This is a genomic window from Mycobacterium sp., assembly GCF_035640695.1.
GTDB lineage: Bacteria > Actinomycetota > Actinomycetes > Mycobacteriales > Mycobacteriaceae > Mycobacterium.
Window position 1 is genome coordinate 1 of the sequence record NZ_DASQVQ010000131.1, and the last position, 21,716, is coordinate 21,716.

The window sequence follows — 21,716 nt, forward strand, 5'->3', positions numbered from 1 at the left end:
GGAACAGGCCACGCTCCTTGGCGGCGGGGGCGTACAACGCATCACGGACCAGATCCAGGTACGGACCTTCCAGGTGGGTCAGCGCGGGCACCGGAAAGTAGCCCTTCGGGCGGTCGATGACGTCGGCGGGAATCACCTTGCGCGCAGCCTGCTTCAGCACGCCCTTGCCGTCGTGTGCGGTCTTCAGCTCCGGCGGGCAGGTGGCGGCCAGCTCGACCAGTTCGTGGTCCAGGAACGGCACCCGGCCTTCCAGCCCCCACGCCATGGTCATGTTGTCGACGCGCTTGACCGGGTCATCGACCAGCATCACGGTGGTGTCGAGCCGCAGCGCGCGGTCGACACCTGTCGCGGCGCCGTTGTGCGCGAAGTGCGCGGTGACGAAGTCGCCGCTCGGATCGCCGTCGACGAGGTAGCCCGGCGCGACGATTCCCTGGTAGCCGGCGGGGTCGCGGTCGAAGAACGCCTTGCGGTAACTGCGCACCGATTCTTCGACGGGCGCGGCGGTTTCGCCCATCGGCGGATACCAGTGATAGCCCGCGAAGACCTCGTCGGCACCCTGACCGGATTGCACGACCTTGACGTGCTTGGCCACCTCCTGGCTGAGCAGATAGAACGCGACGCAGTCGTGGCTGACCATCGGCTCGCTCATCGCGCCGATCGCGCCGCCGAGGGCGGGCAGCATCCGGTCGGTGTCGACGCGGATCTGATGATGATCGGTGCCGAAGTGCTTCGCCACGACGTCGGAGTACCGGAACTCGTCGCCACTGACGCCACCGACCGACTCAAAGCCGATGGAGAATGTCGACAGACCCGATTGGCCGGCCTCCGCCAGCAAGCCGACGATGAGGCTGGAGTCCAGCCCGCCCGACAGCAGGCAGCCGACCGGCACATCGGCGACCAGCCGGCGCTCGACCGCCACGCGCAGCGTCGCGAGAACGGCGTCCTCCCACTCCCGTTCGGACCAGTCCGAGCGGTCGTCGCGCCGGGTGAACTCGGGTGTCCAGTATCGGGTGGTGGTTACCTGCTCGCCGCGCCGGCCGTCGGGTTCGATCGCGACGAGCGACGCCGGCGGAACCTTCGTCACGCCGCGAAGGATCGTCCGCGGCGGCGGAACCACCGAATGGAACGTGAGGTAGTGGTGCAGCGCCACCGGGTCGATCCGGGTGTCGACGCCGCCGCCGGCGAGCAGGGCCGGCAGCGACGAGGCGAACCGGATCCGGCGCGCGTCCTCGGTGAGGTAAAGCGGCTTGATGCCCAGCCGGTCGCGACCGAGCAGAACCCGGCCGCTGTCGCGCTCGACGATGGCGAAGGCGAACATGCCGTACAGGCGTTCGACGAAGCGGTCGCCCCAGCGGTGATATGCCTTGAGCAGCACCTCGGTGTCGCTGTGCGAGAAGAAGCGGTACCCGTGCGCGATCAGCTCGCGGCGCAGATCTTCGTAGTTGTAGATGCAGCCGTTCCAGCAGACAGTCAGGCCGAGCTCGGCGTCGACCATCGGCTGGGCGGCGGCCTCCGACAGGTCGATGATCCGCAGGCGACGGTGGCCCAGCGCGACCCGGCCCTGCGACCACACACCCGACGCATCGGGGCCGCGGGGCGTCATCGCCTCGGCGATCGCCGCTACCGCCGCGACGTCAGGCGTCCGGCCGTCGAGACGGACCTCGCCGGTCGCTCCACACACCGATTCGACCCTACTCGGGTGCCCGTCTGGCGCGAGACGGACCGCGCCGTGGCGCTACGCGGGTTCCGGTTCGGGTAGTCCCGGTTCGGCCTCGCTGGCGTCGATCTGCTTGATCGGGCCGGTGAACCACTTCTTCACCGACGCGTGCCAATAGATCCACAGCAGCAGCAACACCCCGCCCACCAACAGCGGCGTGTAGTTGACGAATTTCCACTCGAAGCTCGGATCCCACGGCATGCCACCCAGCGACGTCGGCAACATGGCGATGATCGAGGTGATGACGATTTCCACCAGCGCGATGGGCGCCATCCACCGATGGTGGCCGCGCAGGTTCCAGCTGCCCATCTCGAACGAGTCGCCGGCCTTCCAGCGGTAGTAGATCGGGACCGCGAAGCATAGGTAAAGGCCGACCACGCCGATGGACACCACCGCAAAGAAGGCCACCGGAACCGGCGCGCCGTTGACATCCACCGCGACCAGCGCAGGCAGCGTGATCAGCGCCGCGATCGCCGCGGTGATGAGCACACCGTGCGCCGGCACCCGCTTGGAGCTGAGGCTGGACCAGTACTTGTGGCCCGGCACGGCTCGGTCCCGGCTGAACGCGAACAGCATTCGAGATGCGCTGGTCGCGCACGCCACCGTGCAGAAAAACTGTCCGGCCGTCGAGATCAGCAACACGATGGCGACCCAATTGGAGCTCATCGCCTGCTTGAAGATGACCGCGACGGCGCCGCCGCCCTTGGACACCTCGTCGGAATTCTGAACGGCGAACAGGAACGACAGCAAAAGGATCCAGCCACCAATGCCGGAATAGAAGATGGACTGCCAGATTCCCCTGGCCGCCGCGTTGGCCGCGCTGTTGGTCTCCTCCGACAGGTGCGCCGACGCGTCGTAACCGGTGATGGTGTACTGGGTGAGGATCACCGAGATCGGCAGCACGAACAGCAGCCAGCCCCAGCCCGAGGTGGCGCCGCCGAAGATGCCGCTGTTGTTGATGGTTTTGGCGAACACGTCGGAGAAGCTGGCGTGATGTCGGGGCACCAGCAACAGGATCAGGATCACCGCGGCGGCGCCGGCGACATGCCACCACACCGAGATGTTGTTGATGATCGCGAGCAGGTGGCTGGAGAAGATGTTGATGGTCGCCGAGACGGCCAGGATGATCAGGAACAGGATAAACGTCCTGGTCAGGCTGTAGCCGTTGAGCCACGACGCGCTGAATGTGCCGAGGGTGAGATCCAGGAACGTCGCGCAGCCGTAGGCCACCGACGCCAGGATCGCTATGAGTCCGATCAGGTTCAGCCACCCGGTGTAGTAGCCGGCCTTCGCGCCGCCGAGTTTGCTTGCCCACCAATAGATTCCACCGGAAGTCGGATAGGCCGACACCAGTTCGGCCAGGCACAAGCCAATTATCAGGATGAAGATCGCGATGATCGGCCAGCCCCACGCGATCGCCGCGGGACCGCCGTTGTTCCAGCCAAGACCGAACGACGTGAAGCAGCCGGCCAGGATGGAGATGATGGAAAACGAGATGGCGAAGTTGCTGAACCCCGACCAGCTTCTCCTGAGCTCCTGGGCGTAGCCAAGCCTGGCGAGTAGTCGTTCGTCCTCGTTCAATGATTCCTGGCCTTCAGGCACTGCGTGTCTCCTTACCCGGCGCAACCCTCCCTGGAAGGGCACATTAGGCCGTCAAAGGTCTGATGTCCTACCTTTGGCGGTGACAGGCAAGTTAAATTGCGCCGGGACGGGGTGCGAGAGCGAATCCAATGGTTGACTTTTCGTCATGCTCACGCTGACCGAACTCGAGGAGCTGATCGCCCGCGGGGAGATCGACACGGTCATTGTCGCGTTCACCGACATGCAGGGCAGGCTGACCGGCAAGCGGGTGTCGGCGCGGCTTTTCCTCGACGACGTGGCGGCCCACGGCGCCGAATGTTGCAACTACCTGCTGGCCGTCGATGTCGACATGAACACCGTCGATGGATACGCGATGTCGAGTTGGGACACCGGATACGGCGACATGGTCATGACTCCCGACTTCTCGACGCTGCGGCGCATCCCGTGGTTGCCCGGAACCGCGCTGGTGCTGGCGGACCTGAATTGGCACGACGGCAATCCGGTCGTCGCGGCGCCGCGGAGCATCCTCAAGGCCCAGGTGGACCGGCTGGCTCGGCACGCGCTGGTGCCCTACGCCGGCACCGAGCTCGAGTTCATGGTGTTCGACAACACCTACCGCGAGGCATGGTCGTTGGGCTACCGCGGCCTGACCCCGGCCACCGACTACAACGTCGACTACGCGATGCTGGCCTCCACCCGGCTGGAGCCGCTGCTGCGCGACATCCGGCTGGGGATGATCGGTGCGGGCATGTATTGCGAGGGCGTCAAGGGCGAGTGCAACTTGGGCCAGCAGGAGATCGCGTTCCGCTACGACCACGCGCTGGTTAGCTGTGACAACCACTCGATCTACAAGAACGGCGCCAAGGAGATCGCCGACCAGCACGGCAAGAGCATCACGTTCATGGCGAAATTCGATGAGCGTGAAGGTAATAGCTGCCACATCCACATCTCGCTGCGGGGCCAGGACGGCAGCGCGGTGTTCGCCGACGGCGACGGCCCGCACGGCATGTCGGCGCTGTTCGGCAACTTCATCGCCGGCCAATTGGCGACGCTGCGCGAGCTGACCCTTTTCTATGCGCCGAATATCAACTCCTACAAGCGTTTTGTCGAGGGCAGTTTCGCGCCGACCTCGGTGGCCTGGGGGTTGGACAACAGGACCTGCGCGGTGCGGGTGGTCGGGCACGGCCTCGGCATGCGGATGGAGTTGCGAGCGCCTGGGGGCGACGTCAACCAGTACCTTGCCGTCGCGGCCCTGATCGCCGGCGGCCTGCACGGCATCGAGCACGAACTTGAGCTGCCGGAGGCTTTGGCAGGCAACGCATATGCCAGCGACGCCCAGCGGCTTCCGACGACGCTGGGGGAGGCGGCCGGGCTGTTCGAGAAGTCCGACGTGGCGAGGGCGGCGTTCGGCGACGACGTGGTCGCGCACTACCTCAACAACGCTCGCGTTGAATTGACCGCGTTCAACGCCGCGGTCACCGACTGGGAGAGGGTGAGAGGCTTTGAGCGACTCTGAATCAATGCCCCGGGCGCCCCGCGCTCGCCCGCCGGAAATCCGGCCGGTTCTTGGCATGACCACCTACCTGGAGCAGGCGCAGACCGGGATATGGGACGTTCGTGCCAGTTATCTTCCGCATATCTACTTCGATGGCGTGACCCGGGCGGGCGGCATCGCGGTGCTGCTGCCGCCCCAGCCGGTCGACGACGAGATCGCCGCGCGGGTACTGGACGGGCTCGACGGCCTGGTGATCACCGGCGGTAAGGACATCGACCCGGCGCGCTACGGCCAAGCGCCGCACCTCGAGACCGACGAGCCACGGCGCGACCGCGACGCGTGGGAGTTCGCGCTGCTGGCCGGAGCACTGCGGCGCGGGCTGCCGGTGCTCGGCATCTGCCGCGGTGCCCAGGTGCTCAATGTCGCGCTCGGTGGCACGCTGCACCAGCACCTGCCCGACGTCGTCGGGCACAACCGGCACCAGCCGGGTAACGCGGTGTTTTCCACGTCGTCGGTACGCACCGCGCCGGGCACCCGACTGGCCGCGGTGCTCGGCGAGTCCTCCGACGCGCAGTGCTACCACCACCAGGCGATCGCCGAACTCGGCGACGGTCTTGTCGCCTGCGCGCGCGACGACGACGGCGTGATCGAGGCGATCGAACTGCCGGGCGACCACTTCGTGCTGGCGGTGCAGTGGCATCCCGAGGAGCGGCTGGACGATCTGCGGCTGTTCGCGGCGGTGGTCGAAGCCGCTGCCGCGCATGCGACGGTGCGCCAATGAGCACCTCGACGCTGACCAACCCCGCCACCGGGGCGGTGCTGCGGACCGTCGAGCAGGTTGACGAAGCCGGCGTCGACGACGCGGTGGCCCGGGCCCGAATCGCGCAGCGCGCGTGGGCGGCGCTGGCGCCGGCCGAGCGGGCGGTCGGCCTGCGGGGGTTCGCCGCGGCGGTGGACGCCCATGTCGACGAGCTGGCGGCACTGGAGGTGGCCAACTCGGGGCACCCGATCAGCAACGCCGAGTGGGAGGCCGGCCACGTCCGCGACGTGCTGCAGTTCTACGCGGCCACCCCGGAACGTCTGTCCGGCAAGCAGATTCCTGTTGCCGGCGGCCTTGACGTGACGTTCAACGAACCGATCGGCGTGGTCGGTGTGATCACGCCGTGGAACTTCCCGATGACGATCGCGTCCTGGGGTTTCGCGCCCGCCCTCGCGGCGGGCAACGCGGTGCTGGTCAAACCGGCCGAGTGGACGCCACTGACCACGATTCGGCTGGGGGAGTTGGCGGCTGAGGCCGGGCTGCCGGCCGACCTGCTGCAAGTGCTGCCGGGCAAGGGATCGGTGGTGGGGGAGCGCTTCGTCACCCATCCCGGCGTGCGCAAGATCGTGTTCACCGGGTCGACCGAGGTCGGCATGAAGGTGATGGCGGGTGCGGCCGCCCAGGTCAAACGGGTCACGCTCGAACTCGGCGGCAAGAGCGCGAACATCGTCTTCGCCGATTGCGATCTGCAGAAGGCGGCGGCCACCGCCCCGTACGGCGTGTTCGACAACGCCGGTCAGGACTGCTGCGCTCGTAGCCGGATCCTGGTGCAGCGCAGCGTCTATGACCGGTTCATGGAGTTGCTGGAACCGGCCGTCAAAGGTGTCGTCGTCGGCGACCCTGGCTCGCGCGACACCGAGATGGGACCGTTGGTGTCGCGGACGCACTGGCACGCGGTGGCCGCCTACGTGCCCGATGACGCTCCGGTGGCCTTCCGCGGTTCGGCACCGTCGGGGCCGGGGTTCTGGTTTCCGCCGACGGTGCTGACGCCGTCGCGCGGCGATCGCACTGTGCGCGAGGAGATTTTCGGGCCGGTCGTCACCGTGCTGCCGTTTCACGACGAGGCCGACGCGATCGCGCTGGCCAACGACACCGCCTATGGATTGTCCGGGTCGATCTGGACCGACAACCTGTCCCGGGCGCTGCGGGTGTCGCGCGCCGTGGAAACCGGGAATCTGTCGGTGAACTCGCACTCCTCGGTGCGTTACAACACGCCGTTCGGCGGCTTCAAGCAATCCGGCCTCGGCCGCGAACTCGGACCCGACGCGCCGCTGTCGTTCACCGAGACCAAGAACGTCTTCATCGCGATCGCAGAAGGGTAGTGGCCGTGGATCTCACTCAACGACTGGCCGGCCGAATCGCGGTGGTCACCGGGGGCGCCAGCGGCATCGGGCTGGCCGCCGGACGGCGGATGCATGCCGAGGGAGCGACGATCGTGGTAGGCGACGTCGACCCGACCGCGGGCAAGGCCGCCGCCGACGAACTCGACGGGCTCTTTGTGCCCGTCGACGTTTCGGACGAGGCCGCAGTGAACAACCTGTTCGACACGGCGGCGAAGACCTATGGATCCGTGGATGTCGCGTTCAACAACGCGGGCATCTCGCCGCCGGACGACGATCTCATCGAGACGACCGAGCTTCCGGCGTGGCAGAAAGTGCAAGACGTCAACCTGAAGTCTGTGTACTTGTCATGTCGCGCCGCCCTGCGGCACATGGTGCCGGCGCAGAAGGGCTCGATCATCAACACCGCGTCCTTCGTCGCGGTGATGGGTTCGGCGACGTCGCAGATTTCCTACACCGCGTCCAAGGGCGGCGTGCTCGCGATGTCGCGCGAACTCGGCGTTCAGTACGCGCGCAGCGGCATTCGGGTCAATGCACTGTGCCCGGGACCGGTGAACACGCCGATGCTGCAGGAGCTGTTCGCCAAGGATCCCGACCGCGCCGCGCGGCGGCTGGTGCACGTGCCGATGGGCCGGTTCGCCCAGCCGGACGAACTCGCCGCCGCGGTGGCGTTCCTGGCCAGCGACGACGCGTCCTTCATCACCGCGTCGACGTTCCTCGTCGACGGCGGCATCAGCGCGCACTACGTCACCCCGTTGTAGCCATGCAACCGCAGGTGTCTGGGCAGCAGCGAAGCGACCGGCCAGTCGGGCTGGCCGGTGATTCGCTGCTGCGGCCCGTCCGGCCGGGCAATGCCTTCGAGGACACCGTCGGCCGACTGCTGCAAACCATCCGGCTCGGCGTCGTCGCGCCGGGGACCGCGCTGCCGCCCGAACGCGAACTGGCCGCCCGGCTTGGTGTCAGCCGCGACACGGTGCGGGAGGCGATCAAGTCGCTGGCCGACGCCGGCTATCTGGTATCGCGTCGCGGCCGCTACGGCGGCACGTTCCTCGCCGACGAACTGCCCACCCCGGCAGCCGAATCGGACGGCTTCACCCGAACCGAGATCGACGACGCGCTGCGGCTGCGGGAAATCCTCGAGGTCGGCGCCGCCCGGATGGCGGCGACCCGCACGCTGACGGCCGCCGAACGCGAGGTGTTGTGGACGCGGATGACCGACGTTCGCGACGCCGATCCGGCCGACTACCGCAGGCTCGACTCGCGGTTCCACCTGGCGATCGCCGAGGCGGTCGGCTCGCCATCGCTGGTGCCGCTGGTGGCGGAGAACAGGATGCGGGTCAACCGGTTGCTCGACCGCATCCCGTTGCTGGCGCGCAACATTGCGCATTCCGACGAACAGCATCAGGCGATCGTGATCGCGATGCTGGCCGGTGACGCCGACGGCGCTGCGGCGGCGATGCGGGCCCACATCGCCGGCTCGGCGGCGCTGCTACACGGCTTCCTGGATTAGCCGCGGTTGGCCATCCGGCCGCGATGCCGGATCGCGGCCGCACATCGGTTGCCGGTCCGGCGGCATACGCAGAATCGCCGCAAAATCGGCGACTTTGGGCGATCCTGCGTATGCCCACCCCTCGTTGCGGCTAGCGTTCGCAGGCGATGCCGTCGTGGTCCCGATCCAGCTGCGGGCGATATGCCGGATCATTGGATCCAATGTTGTACCGGCCGTCGGCCGCGGCGGCCTTGCAGTTGGCATATGGCGGGTCGGCGCTCGCCGCGCCGGCCGCGCCAATCGCCGCTCCAGCAATCGTTCCCGCGGCGGCCGCCGAGACAAGCAGAACGCGAATCATCCCGTTCCTCCCCATTGATGGTGTGTGAAATTATTAACGCCCCCGTAATCTGGCAAACAGATTAACGCAACCGGCCGCGATCACAAAATCGCCAACTCGGCGCGGCGAAAAGCGGTCCTCAGTGGCGGCGCGACGGCGGCCACGCCGGCTCGCCGCAGAGTGCCAGCAGCGCGTTCTCCACCACCTCGGGCAGTGCCGGGTGGATCCAGTACTGCCCGCGCGCCATGTCCTGCGCGGACAATCCGAAGCTCATCGCTTGGATCAGCGGCTGGATGAGCGACGACGCCTGGTGGCCCATGATGTGCGCACCGAGGATCAGCCCGGTGGAATCGTCGACGATGATCTTCGCGATGCCGGTGGCATCCTCCATCGCCCAGCCGTATGCCACGTCGGCATAGTCCTGCACTTTCACCTTGGTGTCGTAACCCTTTGCCCGGGCCTGGTTTTCGGTCAGCCCCACACTGGCTATCTGTGGATCGGTGAACACCGCCGACGGGACGTAGCGGTGGTCGGAGGGCCACATGTTCTCGGTGTCGTCCCAGTCCTGCAGCAGATTGTGGCGCACCACGCGAGCCTCATGGTTCGCCACGTGTTTGAGTTGATAGTCCGACGACACGTCGCCGAGCGCGAAGATTCCGCGCGCGGTCGTGCGCTGGTACTCGTCGACGATCACCCGGCCGTTGATAACCTTGACGCCCGCATGTTCGGCGTCGAGCAGGTCCCCGTTCGGCACCCGGCCCGTCGCCACCAGCACCGTGTCGGCGCGCAGCGTCGACCCGTCGTCGAGGGTCAGTGCGACCCCGTCACCGTGCTGGGTCGCGTCGACCACCTCGCGGTGACTGCGTATCTCCCACTTCTTGCCGGCGATGTCGGTGAACCGCATCGAGATTTCGTCGTCGAGGTTGCGCAGCAGCGCGCCGCTGCGGATCACAAGCGTGACCCGGCTGCCCAGCGCGGAGAAGATGTCGGCGAATTCCGCTGCCACATAGCCGCCGCCGACGATCACGATGTGCTCGGGCAGCTCGGCGATCCGCATGATCGTGTCGCTGGTGTGATACGTGACCCCGCATTCCGCGATCGCCGCTGGCACCACCGGCCGTGAACCCGCGGCGATCACGACTTGGTCGGCGCTGAACTCCTCGCCCGCCTCGGTGCGCAGACTGTACGGGCCGTCGGAGCGGACCGGGCGAAACCGGGTATGCCTGTCGAACACCGTCACGTTGGGCGACGACCGGCGGTAATTCTCTCCGCCGGCGGCGATCGGATCGATGCGGCCGAAGACCCGCGAGACGATGTCGGACCATCGCACGCCGTCGACGTGCGCGTCGACACCGTAACGCGCGCTGTCCCTGGCCGCCTGGGCCACCTCGGCGGCGTAGACGAACATCTTGGTCGGTATGCAGCCGACGTTGAGGCACGTGCCGCCGAACGTGCCTTGCTCAACGACCGCGACCTTCTTGTCGGTGTAGCGTTCGTCGAGAATGGTGTTGCCCGAACCGGTTCCGATGATGGCCAAATCGAAGTGCGTCATGATCGTCATGATGATGTCCGGGCCGGGGCGTGCGATTCCAGAAACGTTGTGTACCAATCGAGCCAGGCGTCCAGCTCGCGGTAGGCCTGGCGGCGGGGTTCGGTCACCGACAGGAACACGTCGTGTTTGGCGTCGGCGACCGGCACGATGGTGGTCCGGTTGCCCACGCACCCGGCCCACCGTGCGATCTGCCTGACGTCCAGCACCGCGTCGCCGCGCTGGGCGGTCTGCGGGTCGCTGCCACCCGGGATGCTGTGATCGGATCGCAGGATCAGGTTCGGCACGCCGACATCCAGCCCGCGGTGCAGCTTGGCGTGGCCGCGGCGAATCGCGTTGATCCACCCGAACGTCACCGGGAAGCCGCCGATGGGCTTCCACTGCAGGTTGTAGTCGAACTCGCCGCCGTAATCGCGGTGCAGGCTCTCGCCGTATGCCACCTCATGCGGCAGCGGGATCACTCGCTTGCCGGGCAGCTGCGCCAGCGCCAGGATCGCCGCGGTGCCGGCGCTGCGCAGGATGGCCGGTCCCTGCAGGTCCAACCACGGACTGTTGAGCACGAGTCCGCTCACCCCGCCGGCCCCGCGGGCCCTGCGGCGGTTCAGCCACAGCGCCACAATCAGTCCGCCCGCCGAATGGCCGTAGACCAGCGTCGCCGGCCCGCCTGGATTCGTCCCCGGATCGCTGCGCTCCTGCCCGTCTGGGTTCGTCCCCGGATCGCTGCGCTCGCCGGTCTCTTCCGCGATGACCTCCAGCGCCCAGTCCAACTCCGCGTCGTAGCGACGCAGGTTCGTGGTGAAGTGCGGTGTTTGGCCCTCGCGCCACGACCGCCCGCACTTGTGCATGTCCAGGGCATAGAACGCGAAACCGCGACCGGCGAAGTGATCGGCCAGCTCGGTGTGAAAGAAATAGTCCGTGAAGCCGTGCACCACCAGCACGGCATGCCGGGCGGCGATCCGATCGCCCCGGCGCACCAATGTCGCGAATATCTCGCCCTCGCCGTCGGGATCCGGGCCCAGCGACAGCGTCTGCCGCCAGTAGCCGGCGAGCACATCGGGCTCCCAGGTCGGGCTCACCCGCCCAACCTTAATCGCGCCCCCACCGCCGGGATGGCCACCAGCGGGTACCGGTCGGCGGCCCGAGGCCGGTGCGCCGGGGATAACCTGGGGCACGTGGCCGACCCGAAGGCAATAGCCAGGACCGACGCGTTGCTGATCGGGGCCGGCATCATGAGCGCGACGCTTTCCGCGTTGCTCAGGCTCGTCGAACCCGACTGGTCGATCACGCTTGTCGAGCGCCTGGACGGCGCCGCCCCGGAGAGCAGCGACCCGTGGAACAACGCCGGCACCGGCCACTCGGGTCTGTGCGAGATGAACTACACGCCGCAGCAGCCGGACGGCTCGATCGACATCACCAAGGCCGTAAACGTCAACGAGCAGTTCCAGGTGTCGCGGCAGTTCTGGGCCTATGCCGTCGAAAACGGCGTGCTGACCGACGTGCGCGGATTCCTCAACCCGATCCCGCACGTCAGTTTTGTGCAGGGCGCCGACATGGTCGACTACCTGCGACGCCGCCGCGAGGCGCTGGTGGGTAACCCGCTGTTCGCGTCGACCGAATTGATCGACGACGCCGACGAATTCGCCCGCAGGCTGCCGCTCATGGCCGCGAAACGGGACTTCTCCGAACCGGTCGCGCTGAACTGGGCCGAGGACGGCACCGATCTCGACTTCGGCAACCTGACCAGGCAGCTGATCGGCTACGGCGTGCAGGCCGGCACCGACGCGCTGTTCGGTCACGAGGTGCGCGGCCTGCACCGGGAGTCCGACGGCACGTGGACGGTCGCGGTGCGCAACAACCGCACCGGGGCCGCATTCAAGATCAACGCGAAGTTCGTGTTCGTCGGGGCCGGTGGCTACGCGCTGCGGCTGTTGCAGAAGGCCGGCATTCCGGAGGTCAAGGGATACGGCGGTTTCCCGGTCAGCGGGAAGTTCCTGCGCACCCGCGACGCCGGCCTGACCGCCGCACACCGCGCCAAGGTTTACGGCTTTCCGGCGGTCGGGGCGCCGCCGATGTCGGCCCCGCACCTGGACGCGCGGATCATCAACGGCGAGTCGTGGCTGCTGTTCGGGCCGTTCGCCGGATGGTCACCGAAGTTCCTCAAGCGCGGGCATGTCACCGATCTGCCGATGTCGGTCAAACCCAACAACCTCACCGAGTTACTCAGTATCGGTCTCAGCGAGATGAGTCTGGTGCGGTATCTGGTCGCCCAGCTGCTGTTCTCGCAATCCGACCGCATCGATGCGCTTCGCGACTTCGTGCCGAGCGCGAACAGCTCGCCTTGGCAGACCACGGTCGCGGGGCAGCGGGTGCAGGTGATTGGGCCGGAGCGGGGCGGCAAGGGCGTATTGAAATTCGACACCACCGTGCTCGGCGCCGCCGACGGCAGTATCGCCGGTCTACTCGGAGCGTCACCGGGCGCCTCGACGGCCGTCCACGACATGCTCAACGTGATCAAGCGCTGCTTCCCCGATCGCTACCAGGCGTGGCTGCCGAAGCTCAAGGACATGGTGCCGTCGCTGGGCAGGAAGTTGTCCGACGAGCCGCGGCTGTTCGAGGAAGTGTGGGCATGGGGCACTCGGGTGCTCGGCCTGCAATCTTCGGCCCGCGCCGGACGGCACGCCGTCGCGGCGGGGCCGCCCGACGAGCTCGCCGCGGTCAGTCCATGACGTTCGCGTTGCACCGGTCCTGGGCCAAGGATCTCGATACCCGCACGCTCTACGAGCTGCTGAAACTGCGCGTCGAGGTGTTCGTCGTCGAGCAGGCTTGCGCGTATCCCGAACTCGATGGCCGCGACCTGCTGGCCGAGACCCGTCACTTCTGGCTGGAGGGCGCCGACGGGGAAGTCATCTCGACGCTGCGGCTGATGGAAGAGCACGCCGGCGGCGAGAAGGCGTTTCGTATCGGCCGGGTGTGCACCCGCCGGACTGCCCGCGGGCACGGCCACACCAACCGGCTGCTCGAGGCCGTGCTGGCCGAGGTCGGCGATTACCCTTGCCGAATCGACGCGCAGACTTACCTCGAGGACATGTACACCAGGCACGGCTTTGTCCGCGCCGGTGAGGAATACGTCGACGACGGGGTTCCGCATGTGCCGATGCTCAAGCCCGGCACCCACACCGACGAGGCGCCGTGAGACCCGACTACCCGTCCTACCCCTTCTCGGCGATCGTCGGCCATGAGCGGCTGCGGCTGGCGCTGGTGCTGTGCGCGGTGCGGCCGCAGATCGGCGGCGTGCTGATCCGCGGTGAGAAGGGGACCGCGAAGTCGACGGCTGTGCGCGGCCTGGCCGCGGTGCTGTCCCGCGTCGATGGCGGCCGGCTGGTCGAGTTGCCGCTCGGCGCCACCGAGGACCGGGTGATCGGCTCGCTGGACTTGCAACGCGTGCTGCGCGACGGCGAGCACGCCTTCACGCCGGGGTTATTGGCGCAGGCGCACGGCGGTGTGTTGTACGTCGACGAGGTCAACCTGCTCCACGATCACCTCGTCGACGTGCTGCTCGACGCCGCGGCGCTGGGCCGGGTGCACATCGAACGCGACGGCGTTTCGCACACTCACGAGGCCCGGTTCATGCTCGTCGGCACGATGAACCCCGAGGAGGGCGAGCTGCGGCCCCAGCTGCTTGACCGCTTCGGGCTGACGGTTGACGTGCGGGCATCCCGTGACGTCGACGAGCGCGCGCGGGTGGTCCGGCAGCGGATGGCGTTCGATGCCGACCCGGACGCGTTCGCCCGCCAATACGATCGGGCCGACGAGCGATTGGCGCGACGGATCTCCGCGGCCCGCCGCGCAGTCGGATCGGCGACGTTATCCGACGACGCGCTACGCCGGATCGCCGCGCTTTGTGCGGCTTTCGAGGTGGACGGGATGCGGGCCGACCTTGTGGTGGCCAACACCGCGGTGGCTCACGCGGCCTGGCGCGGCGCCGACGCCGTCTCCGACGAGGACATCCGGGTTGCCGCGGAACTGGCACTGCCGCACCGCCGCCGGCGTGACCCGTTCGACGAGCCCGGCCTCGACCGAGACCTGCTGGACGAGGCGCTGGCCCGGGCCCACCCCGACCCCCAGCCCCGCCCCGACGACCCCCAGCCCGAACCCGATCCGCCCGGCGGTGGCGGAGCCGCCGTCGAAAACCCACCGCCCCAACGCGATTCGACTGGCTCGGCCATTCGTCCCAGCGCCCCGCCGCTGGCACCGTTTCGTACCCGAGTGCTGACGGTGCCCGGCGTCGGCGACGGCGCACCCGGCCGGCGGTCGCGGGCACGCAACCGCACCGGCGCCGTCGTCACGTCCGATCAAACCGAGGGCGTCGGGCCCCACTTGTTCGCCACCGTGCTGGCCGCCGCGCGCCGAGTGCAACGGCCCGGCCCTCCCCGGGTCGAATCCGGCGACATCCGACACGCGGTGCGGGAAGGCCGCGAAGGCAACCTGGTGATCTTCCTGGTCGACGCGTCCGGTTCGATGGCAGCCCGCGACCGGATGGCCGCCGTCAGCGGAGCCACGTTGTCGCTGCTGCGCGACGCGTATGAGCGGCGCGACAAGGTCGCGGTGATCACCTTCCGCGGCGATGACGCCCGAGTGCTGCTGCCGCCGACGTCATCGGCGCACATCGCGTCGGCACGGCTGTCGCGGTTCGACACCGGAGGCAAAACACCTCTGGCGCAAGGACTCCTGGCCGCACGGGACATGGTTGCCCGGGAGAAGACCCGCGACCGCGCCCGGCGCAGCCTGGTTGTCGTGCTCACCGACGGGCGCGCCACCAGCGGCCCTGACCCGTTGGGTCGTGCCCGCCTTGCCGCCGCCCGCCTGGTCGCCGAGGGTGCGGCGGCCGTCGTCGTCGACTGCGAAACATCTTGGGTGCGACTGGGTTTGGCCGAGCAATTGGCCGGCTACCTCGGCGCGCCGTCCGTGCGGCTGGCCCAGTTGCGGGCCGACAGCCTCACCGGTGTCGTGCGCAGCGCCGCCTGAGCGAGGAGAGTCGTTATGCCGCAAGGCCGGCCGATCACCGTTCCCGAGGACGGGCTGACCACCAAATCCCGGCGCAACGCGCCGCTGCTGGCCGTGCATACCGGTGCGGGCAAGGGCAAGTCGACCGCCGCCTTCGGAATGGCACTGCGCGCCTGGACCTCCGGCCTCGACATCGCGGTATTCCAGTTCGTCAAGAGCGCAAAGTGGAAGGTCGGCGAGGAGGCCGCATTTCGCGAATTGGGGCGGCTGCACGACGAACGGGGCGTCGGCGGAGCGGTCGAATGGCACAAGATGGGCGCGGGCTGGTCGTGGTCGCGTAAGCCCGGCACCGACGAGGACCACGCCGCAGCCGCGGCCGACGGCTGGGCCGAGATTGCGCGCCGGCTGGCCGCGCAGCGCCACGGTTTCTATCTGCTCGACGAGTTCACCTACCCACTGAATTGGGGCTGGGTCGACCTCGACGAGGTGGTCGCCACGTTGACCGCCCGGCCCGGCATGCAGCACGTGGTCATCACCGGTCGCGATGCGCCCCGGCGTCTGGTCGACGCGGCGGACCTGGTCACCGAGATGACGAAGATCAAGCACCCGATGGACGTCGGCCGCAAGGGCCAGAAGGGCATCGAGTGGTAACGACGCCGGCCGTCGTCATCGCCGCGCCCGCCTCCGGCAGCGGAAAGACCACGGTCGCAACGGGTTTGATCGGTGCGCTGCGGCGCGCTGGTCACCCGGTCGCACCCTTCAAGGTGGGGCCGGACTTCATCGACCCCGGGTACCACACACTGGCGGCGGATCGACCGGGCCGCAACCTGGACCCCGTGCTCGTCGGTGAGCACCTGATCGGGCCGCTGTACCGGCGCGGCTGCGTGGGTGCCGACATCGCCGTGGTCGAAGGAGTGATGGGTCTGTTCGACGGCCGGATCGATGACGCGCCGGCCGCGCCGGCGCCGGCGCCGGCGTCCACCGCGCACGTCGCCGCGCTGCTCGGGGCGCCGGTGATCCTTGTCGTCGACGCGCGCGGACAGAGCCAGAGCATCGCCGCACTGCTTCATGGCTTTTCGACGTTCGACCCGGCCATCCGTATCGCCGGGGTGGTGCTGAACCGGGTCGGCTCCGCGCGGCACGAACGCGTGCTGCGGCAGGCGTGCGAGCAGGCCGGCGTTGCGGTGCTCGGAGCCGTCCCGCGGGTGGATGAACTCTCGGTGCCGTCGCGGCATCTCGGCCTGATCACCGCCGTCGAACACGGTCGGCTCGCGCGCCTGGCCGTCGACGCGATGACCGCTTTGGTGGCCCGCCACCTCGACCTGCCCGCCGTCATTGCGGCTGCCCGCAGTCGCGTCGTCGCCGAGCCGTGGGATCCGATCGGCGCGGTGGGCGGGCCCGCTGCTCGCGGCGTGACCGTTGCGATGGCCGCGGGAAAGGCATTCAGCTTCGGCTACGCCGAGCACCCCGAACTGCTGCGAGCGGCCGGCGCCGACGTGGCGGAGTTCGACCCGCTCACCGAGCCGCTGCCGGACGCCGCCGCCGCACTGGTGCTGCCGGGCGGTTTCCCCGAGCAGTTCACCGCGGAGTTGTCCGCGAATGACGTTGCACGCCAACAGGTCGCCGTGATCGCCGGAAACGGCGCACCCGTGCACGCCGAATGCGCGGGACTGACCTATCTGGTGTCCGAACTCGACGGGCATCCGATGTGCGGCGTGCTGTCGGGCTCCGCCCGGTTCACCGAACACCTCACGGTGGCCTACCGAGACGCCGTCGCGGTGGCCGATTCCCCGCTGTATCCGGCGGGGGAGCGCACCGTCGGGCACGAATTCCACCGCACCACAGTCACCTTCACCGACAGCTACCAGCCGGCCTGGGTGTATAGGGGCCGGGCGGTCGCCTCGGTCAAAGACGGCGCGATACACCGCAACGTGCACGCGTCGTATCTGCACACGCACCCGGCCGCGCGCCCCGCAGCGATCGCCCGCTTCGTTTCGCACGCGGCCGGTTCTAGGCTCGCCGGGTGAGCGAGAACGCCTACCTGGTCGGACTGCGGCTGGCCGGCAAGAGGGTCGTCGTGGTCGGTGGTGGCACCGTCGCGCAACGCCGGCTCGGGCTGCTCGTGGCCGGCGGGGCGGACGTGCACGTCATCACCCGCAGCGCCACCCCGGCCGTGGAGGCATTGAGCCAGCGGCAGCCCGGAATCTCCTTGGAATTCCGCGACTATCGCGACGGTGATCTCGACGGCGCCTGGTATGCGATCGCGGCCACCGACGACCCTGACGTCAACGCAGCGATCGTCGCCGAGGCCGAGCGAAGGCACATCTTCTGCGTGCGCGCCGACGCCGCCAGGGCCGGAACTGCCGTCACCCCAGCGACTTTCGAGTACGAAGGACTCGCGGTGGGCGTGCTGGCCGGCGGCGAGCACAGACGTTCGGCGGCCATCCGGTCCGCCATTCGTGAGGCGTTCCAGCGCGGCGTCATCACCGTCGACACCCCGGACGTCATTCGCGGCGGCGTCGCACTGGTCGGCGGCGGCCCCGGTGATCCGGAGCTGATCACGGTCCGGGGCCGGCGGCTGCTCGCCCACGCCGACGTCGTTGTCGCCGACCGGCTGGCACCGCCGGAACTGCTCGCCGAATTGCCGCCGCAGGTCGAGGTGGTCGACGCGGCGAAGATCCCGTACGGGCGCGCCATCGCTCAGGACGCGATCAACACGGTGATGATCGAACGGGCCAAGGAAGGCAAGTTCGTGGTGCGGCTCAAGGGCGGTGACCCGTTCGTATTCGCCCGCGGCTATGAGGAGGTGCTGGCGTGCGTCGACGCCGGCATCCCGGTGACCGTTGTGCCGGGTGTGACAAGCGCCATAGCGGTGCCCGCCGCGGTGGGCGTTCCGGTGACTCATCGGTCGGTCGCGCACGAATTTGTGGTGGTCAGCGGCCACGTTGCGCCCGGCCACCCCGAATCGTTAGTGAACTGGAATGCGCTGGCCGCGATGACCGGCACGATTGTGCTGCTGATGGCCGTCGAACGAATCGAGCTTTTCGTCGACGCCCTGCGCAAAGGCGGCCGACCTGCCGAAACACCGGTGCTCGTGGTGCAACACGGCACCACGGTCGCGCAGCGCAGCCTCCGCGCGACGCTCGCCGACGCGCCCGAACAGATCCGCGCCGAGGGCATCCGACCTCCCGCGATCATCGTGATCGGCACCGTAGCGGGGTTCGGCAGTTAAAGGAAAGGTAAGAATACTGTAAGGTAACCCGCTATGACGGCTCTCAACGACGCCGGGCGGGCAGACCTCGACAGTGCCGACCACGTCGCCTATCGGGCGGCCCTGCCGACCGCGGATCGCAAGTCCACCTGGCTGCCCTCACCGCGCTTCATTGCCGCCGTCGTGGCAATTGGCGGGATGCAGCTGCTGGCGACCATGGACAGCACGGTCGCCATCGTCGCGCTGCCGAGGATCCAGGACGAGCTCAGCCTGTCCGACGCCGGCCGCAGCTGGGTGATCACCGCCTACGTGCTGACGTTCGGCGGGCTGATGCTGCTCGGCGGCCGGCTGGGCGACACCATCGGCCGCAAGCGCACGTTCATCGTCGGGGTCGCGCTGTTTACCATCGCCTCGATCGTGTGCGGGGCGTCCTGGGACGAGGTCACGCTGGTGATCGCGCGGCTGTTGCAGGGCGTCGGCGCGGCCATCGCGTCACCGACCGCGCTTGCACTCGTCGCGACGACATTCTCGAAGGGCCCCGCCCGCAACGCCGCGACCGCGGTGTTCGCCGCGATGACCGGCATCGGCTCGGTGATGGGCCTCGTCGTCGGCGGCGCGCTGACCGAGGTGTCGTGGCGGCTGGCGTTCCTGGTGAATGTTCCGATCGGCCTGCTGATCATCTACCTCGCCTACACGGCGTTGCGGGAAACCCACCGCGAGCCGATGAAGCTGGACGCCGCCGGTGCGATCCTGGCCACCCTCGGGTGCAGCGCGGCCGTGTTCGCGTTCTCCATGGGACCCGAGCAGGGCTGGATATCGACGATCACCATCGGCTCCGGCATCGCCGCCGTGGTGTTCCTCGGGACGTTCGTCTTCGTCGAGCGCACCGCCAACAATCCGGTGGTGCCGTTGTCGCTGTTCACCGACCGCAACCGGCTCGCCACCTTCGCGGCGATCTTCTTGGCCGGTGGCGTGATGTTCACGCTCACCGTGCTGATCGGGCTCTACGTGCAGGACATCATGGGCTACAGCGCGCTGCGGGCGGGCATCGGCTTCATCCCGTTCGTGATCGCGCTCGGCATCGGCCTGGGCGTGTCGTCGCACCTGGTGTCGGTGTTCTCGCCGCGGGTGATGGTGATCGCGGGCGGCGTGCTGGTGCTGGGCGCCATGCTTTACGGGTCGACCCTCAATCGCGGCATCCCGTATTTCCCCGACCTGGTGATGCCCATCGTGGTCGGCGGGTTCGGCATCGGCTTGATCGTGGTCCCCCTGACGGTGTCGGCGATCGCCAACGTGGGCCTGGACCGCATCGGCCCGGTGTCGGCGATCGCGTTGATGTTGCAGAACCTGGGCGGCCCGTTGGTGCTCGCCGTCATCCAGGCCGTGATCACCTCGCGGACGCTGTACCTGGGCGGAACGACGGGACCGGTGAAGTACATGGACAGCGCTCAGTTGCACGCGCTGGACCAGGGCTACACCTACGGGCTGCTGTGGGTGGCCGCGGTCGCGGTGATCGTGGGCGGTGCCGCGCTGCTGATCGGTTACACGGCCGAGGAGGTCGGCCACGCGCAGGAAGTCAAGGACGCCATCGACGCCGGCGAACTCTAGCGGCCAGCTCGATTAGTCGCTCGCCGTTTCCCGCTCGGTAGGGTACCTATCCATGCCCGCATCCCGACGCAGTCCGCGTACGGGAAAGCCGCTCGCCACCACCGTTTTGGGCATCGCGATCGTCGCGATCACCGGCATGGCGCTGATGTCGACGCTCGACGGCACCATCGTCGTTGTCGCGCTTCCGCGCATACAGGCGGAGCTCGTCCTGTCCGACGCCGCCAAGAGCTGGGTGATCACCGCCTACGTGCTGACCTTCGGCGGTTTGCTGCTTCTCGGTGGGCGCGTCGGCGACGCGGTCGGCCACAAGAAGGCATTCATCGCCGGGGTCGCGCTCTTCACGGTCGCGTCACTGGCCTGCGGTCTGGCCATTGACGACGCGATGCTGATCGGGTCGCGAGCACTGCAGGGCATCGGCGCCGCCGTGGCCGCGCCCACCGGGCTGGCGCTGATCGCCTCCACCTACGCCGTCGGGCATGCCCGCAACCAAGCGATGGCGGTGTCGGCCGCGATGCAAGGCGTCGGTTCGGTGCTGGGGCTGGTGCTCGGCGGGGCGTTCACGGTCATCTCATGGCGCTTGGCTTTTTTGATCAACGTCCCGATCGGCGCCGGGATCATCGCGATCGCGCTGACCCGGCTGCGGGAAACCCATCGCGAGCGGCTGCGGCTGGACGCCACCGGCGCTGTCCTGGCGACGCTGGCGTGCAGCACCGCCGTGCTGGTCTTCACCCAGGGCCCGCCCACCGGCTGGGTGAACCCGTGGGTGATCGGCGCCGCCGTCGCGACCGTAATGCTGTTCGCGGCGTTCCTGATCGTGGAGCGCACCGCCGAGTATCCGCTGGTGCCGCTGTCGTTGTTCCTCGACCGCAACCGGGTCGCGACCTTCGTCTCGCTGTTCCTGGGCGGCGGCGTGCTGCTCGCGCTGACCGTGATGATCGGGCTGTATGTGCAGGACGTGCTCGGCTATTCGGCGCTGCGGGCCGGTATCTGCTTCATCCCGTTCGCGGTCGCGCTGGGCCTCGGCAACGTCGCTGCCGCCCGGGTGGCGCCGCTGATGGCGCCGCGGCTGCTGATCGTCGGGGGCGGCTTGTTTGTGCTGGGCGCGATGTTGTACGGCTCGACGATCAACCGCAGCGTCTCGTATTTTCCCGACCTTTTCGTGCCGATCATCGTCGGCGGCGTCGGCTTGGGCGTGATCACGGTGGTGCTTCCGCTGTGTGCGCTGGCGAATGTTGGTCCACGCGAGATCGGCCCGGTGTCGGCGATCACGCTGATGGTCTACAACCTGGGCGGGCCGTTGGTGCTGGTGGTGATCCAGGCGGTGCAAACCTCTCGCACCCTCTATCTGGGCGGGACGACCGGGCGCGTCGCCGACATGACGCCCAGCCAGCTCGACGCCCTTGATCACGGCTACACCTACTCGCTGCTGTGGATCGCCGCTGTCGCGATCCTGGTCGGCGGCGCCGCGCTGTTCATCGGATACTCGTCCGGGCAGATCGCCGCCGCGCAGTACACCCGCGAGGCCGTGGAGGCCGGCGAGCTGTAGCTCGGCTGATCGATAAGCT

At 68.4% G+C, this 21,716-nt stretch carries 18 protein-coding genes; 13 read left to right on the top strand and 5 right to left on the bottom strand.

Annotated features, from left to right (window positions below; translation table 11 throughout):
* Together VE759_RS15135 and VE759_RS15140 are read right to left on the bottom strand one after the other, a co-directional pair.
* Nucleotides 1–1,681, bottom strand: a 1,681-nt coding sequence (locus tag VE759_RS15135; RefSeq protein WP_324933843.1) for an N-acetylglutaminylglutamine amidotransferase, incomplete at its 3' end; no start/stop codon positions are given.
* 54 nt (nt 1,682–1,735) lie between these two features.
* Complete coding sequence (locus VE759_RS15140; RefSeq protein WP_324933845.1) at nt 1,736–3,319, bottom strand: amino acid permease; 1,584 nt, start codon at nt 3,317–3,319, stop codon at nt 1,736–1,738.
* Nucleotides 3,320–3,464: 145 nt separating this feature from the next.
* Between VE759_RS15140 and VE759_RS15145 the strand changes: the two genes are divergently transcribed.
* Genes VE759_RS15145 through VE759_RS15165 form a run of 5 tightly spaced genes read left to right on the top strand, consistent with a single transcriptional unit; the run spans nt 3,465 to nt 8,463 of the window.
* Nucleotides 3,465–4,814, top strand: coding sequence for a glutamine synthetase family protein (locus VE759_RS15145; RefSeq protein ID WP_324933847.1), 1,350 nt, complete (start codon nt 3,465–3,467; stop codon nt 4,812–4,814).
* A 4-nt stretch (nt 4,815–4,818) separates the two neighbouring features.
* The gene (locus tag VE759_RS15150; protein ID WP_324933849.1) at nt 4,819–5,574 is read left to right on the top strand and encodes a gamma-glutamyl-gamma-aminobutyrate hydrolase family protein; all 756 of its coding nucleotides are present in this window, start codon (nt 4,819–4,821) and stop codon (nt 5,572–5,574) included.
* A complete protein-coding gene (locus VE759_RS15155) occupies nt 5,571–6,935 on the top strand; it encodes an aldehyde dehydrogenase family protein (RefSeq protein ID WP_324933851.1) in 1,365 nt (454 codons plus the stop codon). The genes VE759_RS15150 and VE759_RS15155 overlap by 4 nt, the downstream gene beginning before the upstream one ends.
* Before the next feature lie 5 nt (nt 6,936–6,940).
* Nucleotides 6,941–7,714 carry a 3-oxoacyl-ACP reductase gene (locus tag VE759_RS15160; protein ID WP_324933853.1) on the top strand — a complete coding sequence of 258 codons (774 nt, stop codon included), beginning with the start codon at nt 6,941–6,943 and terminating at the stop codon, nt 7,712–7,714.
* Nucleotides 7,715–7,716: 2 nt separating this feature from the next.
* Nucleotides 7,717–8,463 (top strand): FadR/GntR family transcriptional regulator, encoded by a 747-nt coding sequence (locus VE759_RS15165; protein WP_324933855.1) that lies wholly within the window; start codon nt 7,717–7,719, stop codon nt 8,461–8,463.
* Between the two features lie 130 nt (nt 8,464–8,593).
* Here the strand turns inward: VE759_RS15165 and VE759_RS15170 are convergent, their stop codons facing one another.
* The 3 genes from VE759_RS15170 to VE759_RS15180 form a co-directional block, all read right to left on the bottom strand.
* Complete coding sequence (locus VE759_RS15170; protein ID WP_324933856.1) at nt 8,594–8,800, bottom strand: excalibur calcium-binding domain-containing protein; 207 nt, start codon at nt 8,798–8,800, stop codon at nt 8,594–8,596.
* 118 nt (nt 8,801–8,918) lie between these two features.
* A complete protein-coding gene (gene mtr, locus VE759_RS15175; RefSeq protein ID WP_324933858.1) occupies nt 8,919–10,331 on the bottom strand; it encodes a mycothione reductase in 1,413 nt (470 codons plus the stop codon).
* 5 nt (nt 10,332–10,336) lie between these two features.
* Complete coding sequence (locus VE759_RS15180; RefSeq protein ID WP_324933860.1) at nt 10,337–11,404, bottom strand: alpha/beta hydrolase; 1,068 nt, start codon at nt 11,402–11,404, stop codon at nt 10,337–10,339.
* Nucleotides 11,405–11,500: 96 nt separating this feature from the next.
* Here VE759_RS15180 and mqo point away from each other — a divergent pair, with 96 nt between their 5' ends.
* From mqo to VE759_RS15220, 8 genes are read left to right on the top strand one after another with little or no spacing between them, the layout of a single operon-like run.
* Nucleotides 11,501–13,054, top strand: coding sequence for a malate dehydrogenase (quinone) (gene mqo, locus VE759_RS15185; protein WP_324933862.1), 1,554 nt, complete (start codon nt 11,501–11,503; stop codon nt 13,052–13,054).
* Nucleotides 13,051–13,521 carry a GNAT family N-acetyltransferase gene (locus VE759_RS15190; RefSeq protein ID WP_324933864.1) on the top strand — a complete coding sequence of 157 codons (471 nt, stop codon included), beginning with the start codon at nt 13,051–13,053 and terminating at the stop codon, nt 13,519–13,521. The genes mqo and VE759_RS15190 overlap by 4 nt, the downstream gene beginning before the upstream one ends.
* The gene (locus tag VE759_RS15195; protein ID WP_324933865.1) at nt 13,518–15,353 is read left to right on the top strand and encodes a VWA domain-containing protein; all 1,836 of its coding nucleotides are present in this window, start codon (nt 13,518–13,520) and stop codon (nt 15,351–15,353) included. The genes VE759_RS15190 and VE759_RS15195 overlap by 4 nt, the downstream gene beginning before the upstream one ends.
* A gap of 15 nt (nt 15,354–15,368) precedes the next feature.
* A complete protein-coding gene (cobO, locus tag VE759_RS15200) occupies nt 15,369–15,983 on the top strand; it encodes a cob(I)yrinic acid a,c-diamide adenosyltransferase (protein WP_324933867.1) in 615 nt (204 codons plus the stop codon).
* The gene (locus VE759_RS15205) at nt 15,977–17,359 is read left to right on the top strand and encodes a cobyrinate a,c-diamide synthase (RefSeq protein WP_324933869.1); all 1,383 of its coding nucleotides are present in this window, start codon (nt 15,977–15,979) and stop codon (nt 17,357–17,359) included. Before cobO ends, VE759_RS15205 begins: the two co-directional genes overlap by 7 nt.
* Nucleotides 17,356–18,564 (top strand): uroporphyrinogen-III C-methyltransferase, encoded by a 1,209-nt coding sequence (gene cobA / locus VE759_RS15210; protein WP_324933871.1) that lies wholly within the window; start codon nt 17,356–17,358, stop codon nt 18,562–18,564. The genes VE759_RS15205 and cobA overlap by 4 nt, the downstream gene beginning before the upstream one ends.
* A gap of 33 nt (nt 18,565–18,597) precedes the next feature.
* Nucleotides 18,598–20,151 carry an MFS transporter gene (locus VE759_RS15215; RefSeq protein WP_324933873.1) on the top strand — a complete coding sequence of 518 codons (1,554 nt, stop codon included), beginning with the start codon at nt 18,598–18,600 and terminating at the stop codon, nt 20,149–20,151.
* Nucleotides 20,152–20,203: 52 nt separating this feature from the next.
* Nucleotides 20,204–21,697 (top strand): MFS transporter, encoded by a 1,494-nt coding sequence (locus VE759_RS15220; RefSeq protein WP_414687926.1) that lies wholly within the window; start codon nt 20,204–20,206, stop codon nt 21,695–21,697.
* Nucleotides 21,698–21,716 lie beyond the last annotated feature (19 nt).